Below are 17,713 nucleotides of genomic sequence, written 5' to 3'. Positions count from 1 at the left end.
GATCATCGCAGCGAACCGCAGCCGCCGATGCAGAGGCTTTCGCCGCTTGACACTCAGGCGCAGACCAGCGTCATCAGCTTTTCGGGCGTGATGACGACTGGGCCGGCGCGCTCGCCGAGCAGCGCGACGATCGCGTACTCGGGCCGGCTGGTGTCGCGCCGCAGCGGCTCGCTCAACGCGGCGCCACGCGCGGTGGTCACGGTCGCCACCTGCGGCGTGTGCGCGCTGGGCCCGCGCCGCACCACGATGCCGGTCTCGCCCGACGCCAGCTTCACGAAGCAGCCCGGCGGGTACAGGCCGAATTCCTTGATCAGCGCGGCCGTGGTCGGGTCGCCGGGGTGGTCGGCGAACAGGCTGCGCGCCACGCTGTCGGCGCCGAGCGCTTCGCGGCTCTGGCGCGGGCTCAAGCGCGCGGTGTAGACGTCGCACTGGTGCAACACGGCGGCCAGCGGCGTCACGTCGCGCAGGCCCATCGGGTAGCCACTGCCGCTGCTGGTTTCGTGGTGCTGGGCCACGGCCTGCAGCCATTCGGGGTCGGTGATGCCGGCCAGCGCCAGCATGTGCATGCTGCGCTGCGGGTGGCTGTGCACGGCCTCGCGCTGCGCCGCCGTGAGCGGCGTGGCCTGGGCGGCGAGCTGCCCCTGCAGCTCGAGCATCGAGACGTTCATCGTCAACGCGGCCTTGAAAGCACGCTGCATGTCGGGCTTGTTCCAGCTCAGGCGCTGCACCGTGAGAAAGGCGGCGATCGCGCAGTGGATCGAGTGGTTCGCGCCGTATTGCGCGTGGCGGCCGCCGTGCTGGCGCAGCACCTGGAAGATGGCCAGGTCGGGGTCGCGCTCGACCAGCGCCACCAGCGGCGCGGCCACGTCGTCGACCACGACGTCGAGGTTCTTCTTCGGCAGCGCATACAAGGCCTGCGTGGCGGCGTCGATCGATTCGTCCCACAGCGCCGGCAATTGTTCGGGCGGTGCTCTCAGCACGCGGTGGGCGGCGGTTTCGAGCTCGGCCAGGTCGACCAGCATGCCGCGCTCGAACAGCGCCTGCAGTTGCTCCACGCCCACCAGCACCTGGCCGCGCGCCAGCAACAGCGTATGGTCGCTCTGGCGCACGTTGAACGGCAGCGGCACGCCCACCTGCAGGCGGTGCTTGACCGATTCGAGTTCGATGAATCGCATGGCGCTCCGGTAAGCCAGTGTGGGGTGGCCGGCCGGTGCATGCAACACCGCCCGTCAGCGTGTTTTCGGCGTCGCCGGCCCGGGCTTGAGGGCGGCTGCCTGGCGCGGCTACGCTTCGGGGCATGGCCGCGACCCCGCCCCCCGCCCCGATCACCGCGCTGCACCGGCGGCGCCTGCGCGACGTGTACCGTTCCGCCGGCTGGCCATGCCAGGACGCGCTGGAGATCGAGCTGCTCGTGGCCGGTTATCTGGCGCGGGTGCGCAGCGCCGGCGGGCACGAGACGCTGCGCGTCACCGACGCCGGCCTTCAACTCCTGGCCGAGACACAACAGCGAAACCGCGCCCGGCGCGACGCCCACGAAGGCCTGGTGGAACGCGTGGCGCGCGAGATGACCCGCGCCGGGCGCCTCGCCTGGCGGGGCCTGAGCCTGCGCGCCAGAGTCGAGAGTGGCTGGGTGATGGCCATGCCCGACGTGTTTTCGGTGCGGCACACCACGGTCGAGGCCTACCTCGAACCGATCGTCCACGAAATCAAGGTGCAACGCGCCGACCTGCTGTCGGACCTGCGCAGCGCCGCCAAGCGCGCGGCCTACCTGCAGCTCAGCAGCGAATGCTGGTACGTGATCCGCGAAGGCATTGCGCAGCCGCAAGAGATCCCGCCCGAGTGCGGCGTGCTGGTCGCCACCGACACCGGGCTCGACGTGGCGCGCGCCGCGCCCAAGCGGCCGATGCAGATGCCCTTCGGCCTGTGGATGGCATTGGCCCGCGCCACACCACTGGAAGGTTGGCGGCTCGAAGACGCCCAGGCGCATCTCGGCGACACTCAGGGCTCACCTCCGGAACCCTGAACCGCCCGATGCCCGACCCGAACCCCGCCCGCGCCCGCCAGGCCCTGTGGGCCGCGCTCGTGTTGATCGTCATCTGGGGTGCGAACTTCAGTGTGCAGAAGGAAGTGTTCAAGGCGCTCTCGCCGGGCGGCTTCCTGTTCGTGCGTTACCTCATCATGCCGGTGGCGGCCGCGCTGCTGCTGTGCTGGCTGCACGGCGCCCGCTGGCCGAAGGTGCCACGCCCGGAGCTGCTGGCCTTGCTCAAGCTCGGCATTGCCGGGCACTTGCTGCACGTGGGCCTGGTCACCTACGGCATCCACTGGTCGACGGCGTTCTCGAGCTCGCTGATCCTGGCCTGCGGGCCGGTGTTCACCTTGCTCATCTTGCGCTGGCACGGGCTCGAGCAGCTCACGCGCGCGCAACTCGCCGGCGTGGCCGTGGCCTGCGCGGGGGTGCTGCTGTTCCTGTCGGACAAGTTCCTCGGCGGCCACTGGCAGGCCAGCGGTGGTGACCTCACCTTGCTGGTCGCCGCCTCCCTGTTCTCGTACTACACCGTCGCCGCCAAGCCGCTGATCGAGCGCCACGGCGGGGTGACGGTGATGACCTACGCCACGCTGCTGGGCAGCGGCCCGGTCGTGCTGCTGAGCCTGCCGGCGGGTCTGGACGTGGACTGGGCGAAAGTCAGCCCGATGATCTGGCTCGGCACCTTCTATGCAGTGCTGATCTCGGCTTTTCTGGGCTGGATGGTCTGGGGCTGGGTCAACGCGGTGCGCGGCGTGGCCCGCAGCGCGCCGCTGATGTACTTGATGCCGCCGGTGGCCGGGCTGGTGGCCTGGGCCGTGACGGGCGAACGTTACACGGGCATAAAACTGGCCGGCGCTGCCCTCACGCTGGCAGGAGTGGCCGTGGCGCAGTACGCTTCGGCTCGGCCGAACGACCCGGTGCGCGAAGCGCCGGCGCCGGTGGACTGATCGACGAAGGACTCACCATGCACACACCGACCCGACACGCCCTTTCACTGCTCGCGCTGGCCGCGCTGCTCGCCGCCTGCTCGAAGCCGGCCGACGTGCCGCCGCCGGTGGCCGCCGCGCCGAAAGCGACGAACGCGCCCGCGGTCGCCGCCACCGACCACGCCGACGCCGGCATCGCCTGGAAATACGCGAGCAACGACACCGAGGTCGACGCCGCTTTCGCCCAGGCCAAGGCCGAGGGCAAGCCGGTGTTCGTGTACTGGGGAGCGAAGTGGTGCCCGCCTTGCAACCAGGTCAAGGCCACGCTCTTCAACCGGCAGGACTTCATCGAGCGCTCGCGCGCTTTCGTGCCGGTGTACGTCGACGGCGACCGGCCCGGCGCGCAGAAGATCGGCGCGCGCTTCAAGGTCAGCGGCTACCCCACGATGGTGCTGTTCAACCCGCAGGGCACCGAACTCACGCGGCTGCCGGGCGAGGTCGATGCCCAGCAGTACACCGAGGTGCTCACGCTCGGCATGAACGCGCAGCGGCCGGTGAAAGAAGTGCTGGCGATGGTGAAGGCCGGCGGCGCCGGCCTGACCGCGAACGACTGGCGGCTGCTCGCCTACTACTCGTGGGACACCGACGAGAAACAGGTCGTGCCCAAGGACGAGGTGCCGGCGCTGATGAAACAGCTGGCCGCCGCCTGCCCGGCCGACCAGACCGAGGTGGCGACGCGGCTGCAGCTCAAGGCACTGGCCGCCGTCGACGAAAAGGCGCCGGCCCAGCCCGACGCCGCAGCGCAGGCGCGGGTGCTCGCGCTGCTGGCCGACGCCAAGGCCTCGCGCGCCCACATGGACATGCTGGCCAACTACGCGACCGACATCACCCATGCGCTCAGCGCCAAGGGCACGCCGCAACGCGCCGAGCTGCTTGCGGCCTTCGAGGCGGCGCTGAAGCGTTTCGAGGCCGACACCACCTTGTCGCGCGCCGACCGCCTCTCGGCGCTGATGTCGCGGGTGTCGCTGGCGCGCATGGACGCCGCCAAGGGCGAGACCGTGAAACTGCCCGAAGCGCTGGTGGCCGATGCGCGCGCCCACGCCGAGCGTGCCGACCGCGAGATCACCGACGGCTACGAGCGCCAGGCCGTGATCGCGTCGGTGGCCCACCTGCTGACCGACGTGGGGCTGGTGGCCGAGTCCGACACCTTGCTGAAGGCAAGCCTGGCCAAGAGCCACTCGCCCTACTACCTGATGCTCGGCCTGGCCGGCAACGCCAAGAAGCGTGGCGACAAGGCCGATGCGCTCAACTGGTACGAGCAGGCCTTCGACAAGAGCGAAGGCCCGGCCACCCGGCTGCAGTGGGGCGCGAGCTACATCAACGCGCTCGTGGAGATGGGCCCGACTGAAGAAGCACGCATCGAAAAGGCCGCGAGCCAGCTGCTTGCTGAGGCGGCGAAACAGCCCGACGCGTTCTACGAGCGCAGCGGGCGCTCGCTGCAGCGCGTGGGCAGCAAGCTGCAGGCCTGGAACAAGGGCGGCGCTCACGGCGCGGCGATCAAGCGCCTGCAGACCCAGCTCGACGGCGTGTGCGGCGCGCTCGAACCGAACGACCCGAAGCGCACGAACTGCGAAGCGCTGCTGAAGGCGCCGGCGAAGAAAACCGCCTGAGCCCGGCTCTTCGCTGCGCGGGCATTAACAGGCCGCGGCGCAGCATGCCCACCGTGTAAACCAGCGCCGAGTGGCATGGCGCTTGCCTTAGCATCCGCGCCATGCGAAATAAACCTGTTCGCAGCTTGACGCGCCCTTTGCCCTGGCTGCTACCCGCAGCGCTGGTCATCGCGCTGATCGCCGCCACCTCCACCCCCCGGGCCGCACCGGCCACGCCGGCACCGGCCGATCCGCCCGCCGCAGCCTCGTCGCCCGAGGCCGCCGTGCTCGGTGTCTGGACCCACGCCTACGCCGCGTTCGGTCAGCCCAAGTACCCGCGCGACTTCAAGAACTTCGGCTACGTCGACCCGGCCGCGCCGAAGGGAGGCACGCTGTACCTGCGCAACCCCGACCGGCGCTCGAGCTTCGACAAGTTCAACTACTTCACGACGCGCGGTGTGGCCCCGGCCGGCCTGGTGATCTTCATGCTCGAGCCGCTCGCCGTCTTGTCGGGCGACGAGCCGCAGACCATGTACGGGCTGCTCGCCGAAGAGATGCTCGTCGCGCCCGACAAGTCGTCGGTCACCTTCCGCCTGAACCCGAAAGCCCGCTTCTACAACGGCGACCCGGTGACCGCGGCCGACGTGAAGTACAGCTTCGATTCGCTGTCTGGCAAGCAGGCGGCGCCGGCCTACCAGAGTGGCTTCAGCGGCGTCGAGCGTGCGGTGGTGATCGACGAACGCACGATCCGCTTCGACCTGCGCGACCGCTCCAACGACACCGTGTTCACGGTCGGCGCGGGGCTGCGCGTGTTCTCGCCGAAGTGGGCGCTGGGCGCCGACGGCAAGCCCAAGCCCTTCGACCAGATCGTCAACGAGTACCCGATCACGACCGGGCCGTACACGATCGACGTGGTCGACCGGCCGCGGCGCATCGAGTTCAAGCGCAACCCCGACTACTGGGCGCGTGACCTGCCGGCGCGGCGCGGCCACTTCAACTTCGACCGCGTGGTCTACCGCCTGTACAAGGACAACGACGTCGGCCGCGAGGCTTTCAAGGCCGGCGAATTCGACTTCTACAAGGAATACAGCGCGCGCGCCTGGGCCCGCCTGCACAAGGGCCCGAAGTGGGACGACGGGCGCATCAAGAAAGACGCCTTCGACACCTCGTTCGCGCAGGGCCTGCAGTCGTACCAGCTCAACAACCGGCTCGAGAAGTTCAAGGACATCCGGGTGCGCGAGGCGCTGACCTACACCTACGACTTCACGATGTCGGTGAACCGTTACGGCCAGTACAAGCGCGCCAACAGCCTCTTCAACAACTCGATCTTCGCGGCTCAGGGCCTGCCCTCGCCGGCGGAACTGAAGCTGCTGGAGCCGTTCCGCAAAGAGCTGCCGCCGGCCGTGTTCGGCCCGGCCTTCGTGGCCCCGCGCACCGATGGCGACCCGAAACTGCTGCGTCAGAACCTGCTGAAGGCGCGCGAACTGTTCGCCGCCGCCGGCTGGAAGCTCGCCCCCGACGGACGCCTGCGCAACGCCAAGGGCGAGGCCTTCGAAGTCGAGTACCTGATCGCCGGAGACCGCGGTTCGACATTGCCCGAGTGGCGCCTGAACCTCGAAAAGCTCGGCGCCGTGCTGCGCCTGCGCAGTGTCGACTTCGCCTTGTTCAGCCGCCGGCTCGACGAATACGACTTCGACATGGTCACGATCGCCGGCAACAAGTTCACGCTGCCCTCGGCCGCGGAACTGGTCACCGGGCTGAGCAGCAAGTCGGCCGACGAAAAAGGCAACAACAACTACCGCGGCATCAAGAGCGCGGCCGTGGACCACATTCTCGACGTGATGGGCAAGGCCACGACGATGGACGAACTGCGCGACGCCTGCCGGGCGCTCGACCGCGTGGTGATGTGGAGCTACTACCAGGTGCCCGACCTGTACCTCGCAGCCGAGCGCGCCTCGTACTGGGACAAGTTCGGCATGCCCGCCGTGCGCCCGCTGTACTACACCGTCGAGAGCCCCAGCGACGAACAGCCGGCCTGGCCGATCACGACCTGGTGGATCAAGGACCCGGCCAAGCGCTGAACCCGCGCCGGCCCGCTCTGTTCCTTTCTGAAAGTTTCCCGATGCTCGGCTACATCCTCAAACGCCTGCTGCTGATGATCCCGACGCTGCTGGGCGCGCTCACCATCACCTTCATCGTGATCCAGTTCGTGCCCGGCGGCCCGGTCGAAACGCTGATGGCCGAGGCGCGTGCCGGCCAGGGCGAGAGCAGCGGCTACAAGGCCGGCCGCGACAACGACGCCAAGCAGATCGCCGAGCTCAAGAAGCTTTACGGCTTCGACAAGCCGGCCCATGTGCGCTACGTCGAGATGATCGGCAGCTTTCTGCGCTTCGACCTGGGCAAGAGCTTTCTGCAGAACAAGGACGTGTGGTCGCTGATCAAGGAAAAGCTGCCGGTCTCGATCAGCCTGGGTTTGTGGACCTTCTTGCTGTCGTACCTGATCTCGGTGCCGCTCGGGGTGTGGAAGGCGGTGCGCGAAGGCTCGCGCTTCGACGTGCTGAGTTCGCTGTTGGTGCTGATTGGTTATGCGATCCCCGGTTTCGTGCTCGGTCTGTTCCTGATCGTGCTGTTCGCCGGCGGCAGCTTCTACGAGCTGTTCCCGCTGCGTGGCCTGACCTCCGACAACTGGGCCAGCCTGTCGTGGCCGGCGCGCATCACCGACTACCTCTGGCACATCACGCTGCCGCTGATCTGCATGGTGATCGGCAGCTTCGCGATCGTGACCATGCTGACCAAGAACACCTTCGTCGAAGAGATGCGCAAGCAGTACGTGCTGGTGGCGCGCGCCAAGGGCCTGTCGCAAAAGCGCGTGCTCTTCAAGCACATCTTCCGCAACGCGCTGATTCCGCTGATCACCGGCTTTCCGTCGGCCTTCATCGGGGCGTTCTTCGCTGGCTCGGTGCTGATCGAAACGCTGTTCTCGCTCGACGGCCTGGGCCTGCTTTCTTATGAATCGGTGGTGCGGCGCGACTACCCTGTCGTGCTGGGCTCGCTCTACCTCTTCACGTTGATCGGGCTGGTGGTCAAGCTGGTCTCCGACCTGTTGTACGTGGTGGTCGACCCGCGCGTGCAGTTCACCAGCGTGAGCAAGTGACGCCATGAACACGAACACCACCACACTGCCCGCTTCGGCCACCGAACCCCAGGCCATGCCGGCGAGCATGCCGGCTTCGCCGAACCAGCGCGCCTGGGCGCGCTTCAAACGCAACCGGCTCGGCTACGTGTCGCTCTGGATCTTCGGCGTGCTGCTGGTGCTGGCGACCTTTGCAGAACTGATCAGCAACGACCGCCCGCTGGTCGCCCGCTACAACGGCGAGATCCTGTTCCCGCTGTTCGCCAACCAGCCGGAAACACGCTTCGGCGGCGACTTCTCGACGCCGACCGACTGGAAAGACACCTTCATCACCGACCAGTTCGCCAAACCCGGCAATTGGGCCTTCTTCACGCTGAACCCGCACACCGCGCTGTCGCAGAACTACTTTCAGAAGATTCCGAGCCCGTCGCCGCCCGGCAGCGACGGCCTGCTCGGCACCGATGGTGACGGCCACGACATGGTGGCGCGCTTGATCTACGGCTTTCGCGTCAGCATCTGGTTCGCGTTCGCGCTGACGCTCGTGGGCACCGTGATCGGCATCGTGATGGGCGCGCTGCAGGGTTACTTTGGCGGCCGCACCGACCTGTTCCTGCAGCGCATCTTCGAGATCTGGGGCGCCGTGCCCGAGCTCTACCTGCTGATCATCTTCGCCTCGATCTTCGAGCCCTCGCTGCTGCTCTTGCTGGTGCTGCTCTCGTTGTGGGGCTGGCTCGGCCTGTCAGACTACGTGCGCGCCGAGTTTCTGCGCAACCGCAGCCTCGAATTCGTGAAGGCAGCGCGCGCGCTCGGCCTGTCGAACGCGCAGATCATCTGGCGCCACGTGCTGCCGAATTCGCTCACGCCGGTGATCACCTTCCTGCCCTTCCGCATGAGCGGCGCGATCATCGCGCTGACCTCGCTCGACTTTCTGGGCCTCGGCGTGCCGGCCACCACGCCGTCGCTCGGCGACCTGCTGCGCCAGGGCAAGGCCAACCTCGATGCGTGGTGGATCATCTTCCCGACCTTCGCGGTGCTGGTGCTGACGATGCTGCTGCTGACCTTCATCGGCGACGCGCTGCGCGACGCTTTCGACACGCGCAAATCATGAAGCCGCTTCTGGAAATAGACCACCTGACGGTGCGCTTCGGCACGAGCGTCGTCGTGAACGACGTGTCGTTCACGGTCGCGCCGGGCGAAAAGTTCGCGCTCGTCGGCGAGTCGGGTTCGGGCAAGTCGATCACGGCACTGTCGGTGCTGCGGCTCGTCGACGCAGCCACGAGCAGCGGGGTGATCCGCTTCGACGGCGCCGACCTGATGCAGAAGTCGGAACGCGAGATGCGCGGCATCCGCGGTGCCGACATCGCGATGATCTTCCAGGAGCCGATGACGGCGCTGAACCCGCTCTACACCGTGGGCAACCAGATCGGCGAGGTGCTGGAGCTGCACGAAGCGCTGCTCAAGAACCAGGCGCGCGCGCGTGCGATCGAGCTGCTTCAGCGCACCGGCATCCCCGAACCCGAACGCCGCATCGACTTCTACCCGCACCAGCTCTCGGGTGGCCAGCGCCAGCGCGCGATGATCGCGATGGCCTTGGCCTGCAAGCCCAGGCTGCTGATCTGCGACGAGCCGACCACCGCGCTCGACGTGACGATCCAGGCCCAGATTCTGGCGCTGCTCGACGAGCTGCAGGCCGAGATGGGCATGGCTCTGCTCTTCATCACGCACGACCTGAACCTGGTGCGGCGTTTCACCCACCGCGTGGGCGTGATGGAACGCGGCAAGCTGGTCGAGATGGGCGAGACCGCGGCGGTGTTCACGAACCCGCAGCACGCCTACACGAAGAAGCTGCTCGCCAGCCGCCCGCAGCGCGTGGTGCAAGCGGTGCCGGCCGACGCGCAGACCCTGGTCGAAACCAAGGACCTGGGCGTGACCTTCACCATGTCGGAAGGCTGGTTCGGCAAGCGCCACTTCGAAGCGGTGCGCCACGCCACGCTGCAGTTGCGGCGCGGTGAAACGCTCGGCATCGTCGGCGAATCGGGCTCGGGCAAGACCACGCTGGGCATGGCGCTGCTGGCGCTGCAGGGCATTTCTTCGGGCAGCGTGGCAATGGGCGGCGAGCGCATCGACAACGCCGACCGGCGGGTGCTGCGCTCGATGCGCAAGCGCATGCAGGTGGTGTTCCAGGACCCGTTCGCCTCGCTCAGCCCGCGTCTCACGGTCGGCCAGATCGTCGGCGAAGGGCTGGCGCTGCACCGACCCGAACTCTCGGCTTCGGACCGCGAGAAGCTGGTGCTGGCCATGCTCGACGAAGTGGGGCTGAGCGCCGCCAACGGCATCCACAACGTGCTGCAGCGTTACCCGCACGAGTTCTCGGGCGGCCAGCGCCAGCGCATCTCGATCGCGCGCGCCGTGGTGCTGCGCCCCGAGGTGCTGGTGCTCGACGAGCCGACCTCGGCGCTCGACGTGTCTGTGCAGCAGCAGGTGCTCGCGCTGCTGGCGGAACTGCAGCGCCACTACGGCATGAGCTATGTCTTCATCAGCCACGACCTGGCGGTGGTGCGCGCCATGTCGCACCGCGTGATGGTGATGAAAGACGGCGACGTGATCGAAGAAGGCGAAGCGCAGGCGCTGTTCGACGCACCGCGCGAGGCCTACACGAAAGCCTTGCTGGCGGCGGCGCACCTCGGCTGAGGCGGGGCCACAGGGCCAGCGCCAGCGCGGGGGCTACTTCGCTGCCGTCTTGCGTTCGCCGAGCTTCAGCTCGTAGCGGGCGTTCTTGTCGGCATCGACGAACTGCAGCGAGTTGCCGGCCCACTCGTAGACCGCGACGAATTCGTCGACCTGCATCGCACCGTGCATCAGCGCCACCTCGACCTGGCTGCTGTTGAGCTTCAAGCGGTAGACGAAGTCGCTGACGCGCACACGCGCCGCGCCACCGGCCTGCAGCTCGACCTGCGCCGGGCCGCAGCTCGGTGCGGCGCTCGAGGTCGCCACGCACAGCTCGGCGGCGTAGCTGCCAGCCGGTGGCGCCGAGTTCGCTTGCGCGAACGACGCGGCGAGGGCCAGCAGCATGAACAGCGCGGGCGCGCTGCCCGGGCTTGCAGCCCGCGCGGCAGGTGTCACGGCGGGCTGCACGGCGCGGCTTACTTGAGCAGGCCTTCGGCCTTGAGCGCGGCCTGCACGGCCGGCCGGGCGGCCATGCGGGCTTGGAACGCGCTCAGGTTCTTCAGGCCAGAGATGTCGATGCCGGTGTGCGCCGTCCAGTTCGTGACCGTGAACAGGTAAGCGTCGGCGATCGTGAAGGCATCGCCCATCAGGTACTGCTTGCCTTCGAGCTGCCCGTCGACCCACTTCAGCTTGTCAAGGGCACGGGCACGGATCACGGCCTTGCCGTCGTCGTTCATGGCCGGGTTGAACAGGCCACCGATGCCCTTGTGCAGTTCGCTGGTGACGAAGTTCAGCCACTCCTGCACGCGGTAGCGGGCCATCGTGCCGTTGGCCGGCGCAAGCTGTTTGGCAGGCACCTGGTCGGCCAGGTACTGCGTGATCGCCGGACCTTCCGAGAGGCGGTCACCGCTGTCGAGCTCGAGCAGCGGCACCTGGCCCTTGGAGTTGATGGGGTAGTAATCGCTGCCGTCCGCGGCGAGCTTGTGCGTCTTCAGGTCGGCCTTGACCAGGTCGAAGGCAAGACCGGTTTCCTGCAGCACGATGTGGGGGGCGAGAGAACACGCGCCGGGGCTGTAGTAGAGCTTCATGGTGCTTGGTCGGGAGTGAATGGGCTCGTATTACACCCCTTTCGCGCCTTTCCTGCCGGCGCGCGCGTCGTTCAAGCGCTTTCACCAATGAGTGCAAAGAGACGCGCTTCCATTCGCGGGCCGCGGCACTACATTGACTGCATGAACACCACCACGGCACTCCAGAACTTCACGGTGACACGCTCGCGCCAGGTCGAGCGGCAGGTGCGCGGCCAGCCCACCTCGGACGGCGACGGCGTGAAGCTCACGCGGGTGCTGACGCAGCCGCTGCAAAAGCGCCTCGACCCGTTCCTGATGCTCGACGCCTTTGGCAGCGACTCGGCCAGCGACTACATCGGCGGCTTTCCGAGCCACCCGCACCGCGGCTTCGAGACGGTGACGATCATGCTCGAAGGCCGCATGCGGCATAAAGACAGCGTCGGCAACGTCGGCCTGCTCGAGCCTGGCAGCGTGCAGTGGATGACGGCCGGCCGCGGCATCATCCATTCAGAAATGCCCGAACAGGAAGAAGGCCGCATGGCCGGCTTTCAGCTGTGGGTGAACCTGGCCGCCAAGGACAAGATGACGGCGCCCGCCTACCGTGACGTGCCGCCGGCCGATGTGCCCGCGATCACGCTGGGCAGCGGCGTGCAGGTGCGCGTGATCGCCGGTCAGGCGCTCGGCATCGCCGGCGCCGTGAGCCGGCCCACGACGGAGCCGCTGGTGCTCGACATCGCCTTGCCCGCGGGCACCTCGTTCGACGCCGCCGTGCCGCCCGGTCACAACGCTTTCGCCTACGTGTACGGCGGTGGCGCGGCGGATGTGGGCGGGCAGGTGGTCGAGAGCGAGCGCATGGCGATCCTCGCCAACGACGCGGCGGCCGACGGCGTGCGCCTCGCCACCACCGGCCAGGCGGCGCGGGTGCTGCTCGTCGCCGGCGCGCCACTGAACGAGCCGATCGCGCAGTACGGCCCGTTCGTGATGAACACGAGCGAGCAGATCCACCAGGCCCTGGCCGACTTCCAGCGCGGCGCGCTGGCGGTGTGAACAAACGCTGACGCGTGCGGCGCCCGATCGGGCGCCGCGTCGGCTACGCTTGCGTCTTTGTCTTCAGGACGCCTGCATGCCGCGCCAGATTCTCGACGAACCCCGCCTGCACCCCGCCATTCGCGACAAGGTCGCGAACCTGAACGCCGACACCGTGCACAACGTGCAGGCCGCCGCGTCGTCGAACCCGGTGCTGGTGGTGGGCATGGCGCAGAACCCGTACTGCAGGCGCGCCCGCAAGGTGCTCGACGCGGCCAGCGTGCCCTACCACTACCTCGAATACGGCAGCTACCTCAGTGACTGGCGGCGGCGTAATTCGCTGAAGATGTGGACTGGCTGGCCGACGTTCCCGATGGTGTTCGTGAAGGGCTCGCTGATCGGTGGCCACGCCGACCTGCAGAGGCTGATCGAGAGCGGCGAGCTCAAGCGCCTGCTCGGCGAATAAGCCGTGCGCGTGTTTCGCCGTGTCGGGTGGATCGCGGTCGCGGCGCTTTGTGCGCTCGCCAGCCACGCCGCACCCGCCCAGCCGCTGACCGACTGCCGCGTGCCCGGCCTGCGCCACAGCGTGCAGTGCGGCGCGTTGCAACGTGCGCTCGACCCGGCGCGACCCGACGGCCCGAAGATCGACGTCCACTACGTCGTGGCCCCCGCGATGGCGCGGCGCAAACTGCCCGACCCGGTGTTCCTGCTGGCCGGCGGGCCGGGCCAGAGCGCGATCAAGCTGGCGCCGAACATGCTCGCCTTGTTCGCCCGCCTCAACAACCGGCGCGACATCGTGTTCGTGGATCAGCGCGGCACCGGAAAGTCGGCACCACTCGAATGCGCCGACCCGCAGCGCGAAAGTCTGGCCGAGCAGGCCGATGCAGACCGGCCGTTCAAGCGCCTGATGGAATGCAAGGCTGCACTGCTGAAGCTGCCCTACATCCAGGCCCCCAGCGACCTCGGATTCTTCACCACGCCACTGGCGATGCAAGACCTCGACGCGGTTCGCCAGGCGCTCGGCTACGCACGCATCAACCTCGTCGGCGCTTCTTACGGCACACGCGCGGCGCTCGACTACGCACGCCAGTTCCCGCAAGCCGTGCGGCGCAGCGTGATCGATGGCGTGGCGCCGCCCGACATGGTGCTGCCGGCGAGTTTTTCGACCGACGGACAGGCGGCGTTCGACAAGCTGCTGGCCGATTGCGAGCGCGAGCCGGCGTGCACCAAGGCTTTTCCGACGCTGCGTGCCGATTGGTCGGCGCTGCTGGCCGGCTTGCCGCGCACGGTCTCGGCCGCGCACCCGCTCACCGGCTTGCCCGAACGTTTCACGCTGACGCGCGAGATGGTGTTGGCCGCTGTGCGCGGCCCGCTCTACGCGCCGGCGTTCGCGGCCGCGCTGCCGGCGGCCATCGCCGCCGCAGCGCAGGGCCGCTTCGAAGCGCTGGTCGGCATGGGCTCGCTGATGTCGTCGCGCAAAGGTGCGCAGCTTGCGGTCGGCATGCACTTCTCGGTCGTCTGCGCCGAAGACCTGCCCTTGCTCGACAAGGCGAGCGACCAACCCGGTGCCGACTTCGGCAACGACCAGGCCACGCTGTACCGCCGCGCCTGCGCCGAGTGGCCGCGCGGCGTGCTGCCGGCAGCGTTCTATGCCGTGACGGCAGCCGCCTCGCCGACGCTGCTTCTCAGCGGCGGGCTCGACCCCGCCACGCCGCCGCGCCACGGTGAACGGGTGGCGAAGCTGCTCGGCGCCAACGCCTTGCACGTGGTCGTGCCGAACGCCGGCCACGGCGTGATGTCGCTCGGCTGCATGCGCGACGTGATCTACCGCTTCGTCGACGCGGCCGACGACAAGGAAGCGCTGGCGGTCGACGCGGCCTGCGTGAAGAGCATTCCGCGGCCGCCGGCCTTCGTGCCCATTGACGTGGCCACCGGGGTGCTGAAATGATCGGCGTCCGGCACCTCGCCAAACAGTTCGCCGCACCGGCCGCGAAGGGCACGGGCTTCGCCGGCGTGTCGCTGAAACGCCGCGAACCCGCGCGCTTCGTGCAGGCGGTGAAAGACGTGAGCTTCGACGCGCCCGACGGCCACATCACCGGCCTGCTCGGCCCGAACGGCGCCGGCAAGACGACCACGCTGCGCATGCTGGCCGGCCTGATCACGCCCGACGCGGGCAGCATGGCGGTCGACGGCATCGACGTGGCGAGCCGCCCGCGCGAAGCGCTGGCGCGCATGGGCGTGCTCTCGGACGCGCGCGGCCTGTACCCGCGCCTCAGCGCACGCGAGAACATCGTCTACTTCGGGCGGCTGCAGGGCATGAGCGCCGACGCGGCGAACGCACGCGCCGAGAGCCTGTCGCACATGCTGGAGATGACGGCCCTGCTCGACCGCCGCACCGACGGCTTCAGCCAGGGCGAGCGCATGAAGACGGCGCTCGCGCGCGCGCTGGTGCACGACCCGGCCAACATCATCCTCGACGAACCGACCAACGGCCTCGACGTGCTCGCTACCCGCGCGCTGCGCGAGAGCCTGCGCTGGCTGCGCACGCCGGCTGGCGGCTCGAAGTGCATCGTGTTCTCGACCCACATCATGCAAGAGGTGGAACGGCTGTGCGACAGCGTCGTGGTCGTCGCGCACGGCCGCACGGTGGCCGCCGGCACGGTGCCCGGCCTGCTGGCGCAAACCGGCGAGAGCGACTTCGAAGAAGCGTTCGTGAAGCTGGCGTTCGCCGAAGAAATCCATGCCCACGAAGCTTCACCGGAGCCGATGCGATGAAGCCGATGCAATCCGTGCTGACGGTGTTCCGCAAGGAGATCAGCGACGCGCTGCGCGACCGGCGCACGCTGCTCACGGTGCTGGTGTCGTCGGTGCTGCTCGGGCCGCTGGTGCTGGTAGCGATCTCTTCGTTGGTGGCCTCGCTCGAGTCGCGCGCCGAAGCGCGGCAGGTGATCGTGGCCGGCATCGAGCACGCACCGAGCCTGAAGAACTGGTTCGAGCGCCAGACCTACACGGTGAAGGCCGCGCCCGCCGACTACGAAAAACAACTGCGCAACGCGAAGCTGACCGACCCGGTGGTCGTGGTGCCGGAGGGTTTCGAGGCCGCGTTGCAGCGTGGCGAGTCGCCCACCGTCGAGCTCGTCTCCGACAGCGCCAACCAGCGCTCGCAAGCGGGCGCCGGGCCGATCGCGCGGCTGCTGAGCGGCTTCAGCCGCGAGCGCGCGACGCTGAACCTGGCGCTGCGTGGCATCTCGCTGGACTTGCTCGAGCCGATGCAGGTCGAAGACCGAGACCTCGCCAGCACCCAGACACGCGCGACCCAGATCACCGGCATGCTGCCCTACTTCGTGATGATGGCGGTGCTGTACGGCGCGCTCAACGCGGCGCTGGACACGACCGCCGGTGAACGCGAGCGCGGCTCGCTCGAACCGCTGCTGATGAACCCGAGCGAACGCTGGGTGCTGGTGGTGGGCAAATGGGGCGCCGTCGCCAGCGTGGGCATGCTGATCGCGGTGCTGAGTTGCCTGAGCTTCCTGCCCGGCCAATGGGTCTTGCGCAGCGACACGCTGGCCGCGATGTTTCAGTACGGCCCGCGCGAGGCGGCGCTGTTCCTCGTGGTGCTGCTGCCGTTCGCAGCTGCCGTGTCGGCGCTGCTGATGGCGGTGGCGATCCGCTGCAAGAGCTTCAAGGAAGCGCAGGCGAGTTCGACCGTGGTGATGCTCGCGGCATCGCTGCTGCCGCTGGTGAACGTGTTCAGCCTGGGCGGCGATTCGCCCTGGCACCTGTGGGTGCCGGCACTCGCGCAGAACGTGTTGATGACCCGCGTGTTGAAGGGCGAAGCCTTCGACACCGCGCAGGTGCTGGTGCCGCTCGGCGTGTGCGTGCTGCTGGCGACCGTGTGCGTGTGGTTCGTGGCGCGCACGCTGCGCAGCGCGGCGGTTCGCTGACGCAGGTCAGAGCGCGGGCTTCGGCATCCAGCCCAGCGTCTTCGCGTGCAGGCTCTGGATGTAGAGCCGGTCGGCTGTTTCGGTGACGGACGTCGTCTCGGGGTAGGCACCGCTCGGGTCCTGCAGGTCGACGAGCATCTTGCCCGACTCGTCGAACGCGAAGACGTGGCCATAGGCCGGCGGCACCGGCCACAAGGACCGCGGCAGGCGCATCACGAGTTGGCGCAGCCAGGGTTTGCCGGCGTTGTCGTCGATGAAGGCGCCGCGCGGTTTGGTGAGGCCGGTCCAGAGGCGGCCGCCCTCGCCGCGCATCAGGTTGTCGGGGTAGCCGGGCAGGTTGCTCAGCAGCGCCACGGCGCCGGGGCCGGGCCGTTTGGCGCTGAGGTTCTGCGCGCCGACCGCGACCTTCCAGATGCGGTATTCGCCGGTCTCGCTGACGAAGAGTGATTGTTCGTCGGCGGAGAGCGCCACACCGTTGGCAAAACACAGGTCGGCGAGCAGCACGCGCGTGGTTTTGGTGGCCGGGTCGTATTCGAGCAGGCGGCCGGTGGACTGGTGTTCGAGGATGTCGTGCACGCTCGCGATGAACGCGCCCTCGAAAGCCTTGGCGCCGAAGCGGCGCGACGCGTCGGTGAAGTAGACCTTGCCGTTCTTCGCGACGACCACCGCGTCGGCGTATCGGATGGCGTCGCCCTTCAACGGCGAGTCGACGCTGTCGGTGAGCAGCTCGATTTTTGCGGACGCGCCGCTGCCGGTCACCCGCAACAAGCCCCCGTGCGCGCCGTATTCCGGGTCGGCGACGAGCAGCGCGCCTTGTGCGTCGAAGTCGAAGCCGAGCGGCCGGCCGCCGGTGGTGACGACCACTTCTCGGCCCGTGCCGTCGGGCCGCATGCGCACGACGGAGCCGCTCGACACGGCGGCATAGACCCAGCCGTCGCGCACCAGGATGTGCTCGGGGCCGGAATCGGCGCTGAGGTCGATCGACTTCAGCCCGGCCAGTTTCTGGTTCACCGCGTGCGGGCCGACGTAACCCGGTGCCGGAGCGGGGCTCCACACCACCGGCTCGATCGGCACCGGCCACAAAAGCAGATAGGCGACGACGATCGCCAGCAGCGGCAGCAGCAGCCGGTAGAGCAGCTTGGTCAAGACGGGTCTCCTGGGCGCCACGGCGTGGCTGCGCGTTCATGGGCTCTGCGCAACCGGGCGGTTGCATGGGCACGGTAACGCGGCGCCCGCTCCTTCACAATCCGCGATCATCCGAACAAGAGTTTTCGA

At 68.4% G+C, this 17,713-nt stretch carries 16 protein-coding genes; 12 read left to right on the top strand and 4 right to left on the bottom strand.

Annotated features, from left to right (window positions below):
* Positions 1-53: 53 nt before the first annotated feature.
* A complete protein-coding gene (locus AC30PD_RS18940) occupies positions 54-1,175 on the bottom strand; it encodes an HD-GYP domain-containing protein (RefSeq protein ID WP_489537234.1) in 1,122 nt (373 codons plus the stop codon).
* A 122-nt stretch (positions 1,176-1,297) separates the two neighbouring features.
* Between AC30PD_RS18940 and AC30PD_RS18935 the strand changes: the two genes are divergently transcribed.
* The 7 genes from AC30PD_RS18935 to AC30PD_RS18905 all read left to right on the top strand — a co-directional run bounded on the left by AC30PD_RS18935 (position 1,298) and on the right by AC30PD_RS18905 (position 10,425).
* Positions 1,298-2,023, top strand: a complete 726-nt coding sequence (locus tag AC30PD_RS18935) for a hypothetical protein (RefSeq protein WP_489537233.1) — start codon at positions 1,298-1,300, stop codon at positions 2,021-2,023.
* A gap of 8 nt (positions 2,024-2,031) precedes the next feature.
* Entirely contained in the window at positions 2,032-2,973 is a 942-nt protein-coding gene (locus tag AC30PD_RS18930) for a DMT family transporter (RefSeq protein WP_489537232.1), read from the top strand.
* A gap of 17 nt (positions 2,974-2,990) precedes the next feature.
* The gene (locus AC30PD_RS18925) at positions 2,991-4,622 is read left to right on the top strand and encodes a thioredoxin family protein (RefSeq protein WP_489537231.1); all 1,632 of its coding nucleotides are present in this window, start codon (positions 2,991-2,993) and stop codon (positions 4,620-4,622) included.
* 125 nt (positions 4,623-4,747) lie between these two features.
* The gene (locus AC30PD_RS18920) at positions 4,748-6,682 is read left to right on the top strand and encodes an extracellular solute-binding protein (protein ID WP_489537230.1); all 1,935 of its coding nucleotides are present in this window, start codon (positions 4,748-4,750) and stop codon (positions 6,680-6,682) included.
* A gap of 41 nt (positions 6,683-6,723) precedes the next feature.
* Complete coding sequence (locus AC30PD_RS18915) at positions 6,724-7,755, top strand: microcin C ABC transporter permease YejB (RefSeq protein WP_489537229.1); 1,032 nt, start codon at positions 6,724-6,726, stop codon at positions 7,753-7,755.
* Positions 7,756-7,759: 4 nt separating this feature from the next.
* Positions 7,760-8,842, top strand: a complete 1,083-nt coding sequence (locus AC30PD_RS18910; RefSeq protein WP_489537228.1) for an ABC transporter permease — start codon at positions 7,760-7,762, stop codon at positions 8,840-8,842.
* Positions 8,836-10,425: an ABC transporter ATP-binding protein gene (locus tag AC30PD_RS18905; RefSeq protein WP_489537555.1), complete on the top strand. Its 1,590-nt coding sequence runs from the start codon at positions 8,836-8,838 to the stop codon at positions 10,423-10,425. Before AC30PD_RS18910 ends, AC30PD_RS18905 begins: the two co-directional genes overlap by 7 nt.
* A gap of 33 nt (positions 10,426-10,458) precedes the next feature.
* Here AC30PD_RS18905 and AC30PD_RS18900 read toward each other — a convergent pair whose 3' ends face one another.
* Together AC30PD_RS18900 and gstA are read right to left on the bottom strand one after the other, a co-directional pair.
* Positions 10,459-10,857: a hypothetical protein gene (locus AC30PD_RS18900; protein ID WP_489537227.1), complete on the bottom strand. Its 399-nt coding sequence runs from the start codon at positions 10,855-10,857 to the stop codon at positions 10,459-10,461.
* A gap of 20 nt (positions 10,858-10,877) precedes the next feature.
* Positions 10,878-11,489 (bottom strand): glutathione transferase GstA, encoded by a 612-nt coding sequence (gene gstA, locus AC30PD_RS18895; RefSeq protein ID WP_489537226.1) that lies wholly within the window; start codon positions 11,487-11,489, stop codon positions 10,878-10,880.
* Between the two features lie 141 nt (positions 11,490-11,630).
* Here gstA and AC30PD_RS18890 point away from each other — a divergent pair, with 141 nt between their 5' ends.
* From AC30PD_RS18890 to AC30PD_RS18870, 5 genes are all read left to right on the top strand, one after another.
* Positions 11,631-12,515: a pirin family protein gene (locus AC30PD_RS18890; RefSeq protein ID WP_489537225.1), complete on the top strand. Its 885-nt coding sequence runs from the start codon at positions 11,631-11,633 to the stop codon at positions 12,513-12,515.
* Positions 12,516-12,591: 76 nt separating this feature from the next.
* Positions 12,592-12,960 carry a glutaredoxin domain-containing protein gene (locus tag AC30PD_RS18885; protein WP_489537224.1) on the top strand — a complete coding sequence of 123 codons (369 nt, stop codon included), beginning with the start codon at positions 12,592-12,594 and terminating at the stop codon, positions 12,958-12,960.
* A gap of 3 nt (positions 12,961-12,963) precedes the next feature.
* A complete protein-coding gene (locus AC30PD_RS18880) occupies positions 12,964-14,442 on the top strand; it encodes an alpha/beta hydrolase (RefSeq protein WP_489537223.1) in 1,479 nt (492 codons plus the stop codon).
* Positions 14,439-15,269: an ABC transporter ATP-binding protein gene (locus tag AC30PD_RS18875; RefSeq protein WP_489537222.1), complete on the top strand. Its 831-nt coding sequence runs from the start codon at positions 14,439-14,441 to the stop codon at positions 15,267-15,269. Before AC30PD_RS18880 ends, AC30PD_RS18875 begins: the two co-directional genes overlap by 4 nt.
* Entirely contained in the window at positions 15,266-16,438 is a 1,173-nt protein-coding gene (locus AC30PD_RS18870) for an ABC transporter permease (RefSeq protein ID WP_489537221.1), read from the top strand. The genes AC30PD_RS18875 and AC30PD_RS18870 overlap by 4 nt, the downstream gene beginning before the upstream one ends.
* Before the next feature lie 6 nt (positions 16,439-16,444).
* Here the strand turns inward: AC30PD_RS18870 and AC30PD_RS18865 are convergent, their stop codons facing one another.
* Positions 16,445-17,584: an SMP-30/gluconolactonase/LRE family protein gene (locus AC30PD_RS18865; protein WP_489537220.1), complete on the bottom strand. Its 1,140-nt coding sequence runs from the start codon at positions 17,582-17,584 to the stop codon at positions 16,445-16,447.
* Positions 17,585-17,713 lie beyond the last annotated feature (129 nt).

The sequence above is a fragment of the Rhizobacter sp. genome, from assembly GCF_032229685.1.
In the GTDB taxonomy this organism is placed as follows: Bacteria; Pseudomonadota; Gammaproteobacteria; order Burkholderiales; family Burkholderiaceae_C; genus LMDS01.
This window is presented reverse-complemented; position numbering and strand designations above follow the sequence as displayed.

What these genes read in the sequence shown, in the direction of transcription:
- AC30PD_RS18940 (WP_489537234.1), bottom strand. Translation starts at nt 1,175, where the DNA reads ATGCGATTCATCGAACTCGAATCGGTCAAGCACCGCCTGCAGGTGGGC.
- AC30PD_RS18935 (WP_489537233.1), top strand. Translation starts at nt 1,298, where the DNA reads ATGGCCGCGACCCCGCCCCCCGCCCCGATCACCGCGCTGCACCGGCGG.
- AC30PD_RS18930 (WP_489537232.1), top strand. Translation starts at nt 2,032, where the DNA reads ATGCCCGACCCGAACCCCGCCCGCGCCCGCCAGGCCCTGTGGGCCGCG.
- AC30PD_RS18925 (WP_489537231.1), top strand. Translation starts at nt 2,991, where the DNA reads ATGCACACACCGACCCGACACGCCCTTTCACTGCTCGCGCTGGCCGCG.
- AC30PD_RS18915 (WP_489537229.1), top strand. Translation starts at nt 6,724, where the DNA reads ATGCTCGGCTACATCCTCAAACGCCTGCTGCTGATGATCCCGACGCTG.
- AC30PD_RS18910 (WP_489537228.1), top strand. Translation starts at nt 7,760, where the DNA reads ATGAACACGAACACCACCACACTGCCCGCTTCGGCCACCGAACCCCAG.
- gstA (WP_489537226.1), bottom strand. Translation starts at nt 11,489, where the DNA reads ATGAAGCTCTACTACAGCCCCGGCGCGTGTTCTCTCGCCCCCCACATC.
- AC30PD_RS18890 (WP_489537225.1), top strand. Translation starts at nt 11,631, where the DNA reads ATGAACACCACCACGGCACTCCAGAACTTCACGGTGACACGCTCGCGC.
- AC30PD_RS18885 (WP_489537224.1), top strand. Translation starts at nt 12,592, where the DNA reads ATGCCGCGCCAGATTCTCGACGAACCCCGCCTGCACCCCGCCATTCGC.
- AC30PD_RS18875 (WP_489537222.1), top strand. Translation starts at nt 14,439, where the DNA reads ATGATCGGCGTCCGGCACCTCGCCAAACAGTTCGCCGCACCGGCCGCG.
- AC30PD_RS18870 (WP_489537221.1), top strand. Translation starts at nt 15,266, where the DNA reads ATGAAGCCGATGCAATCCGTGCTGACGGTGTTCCGCAAGGAGATCAGC.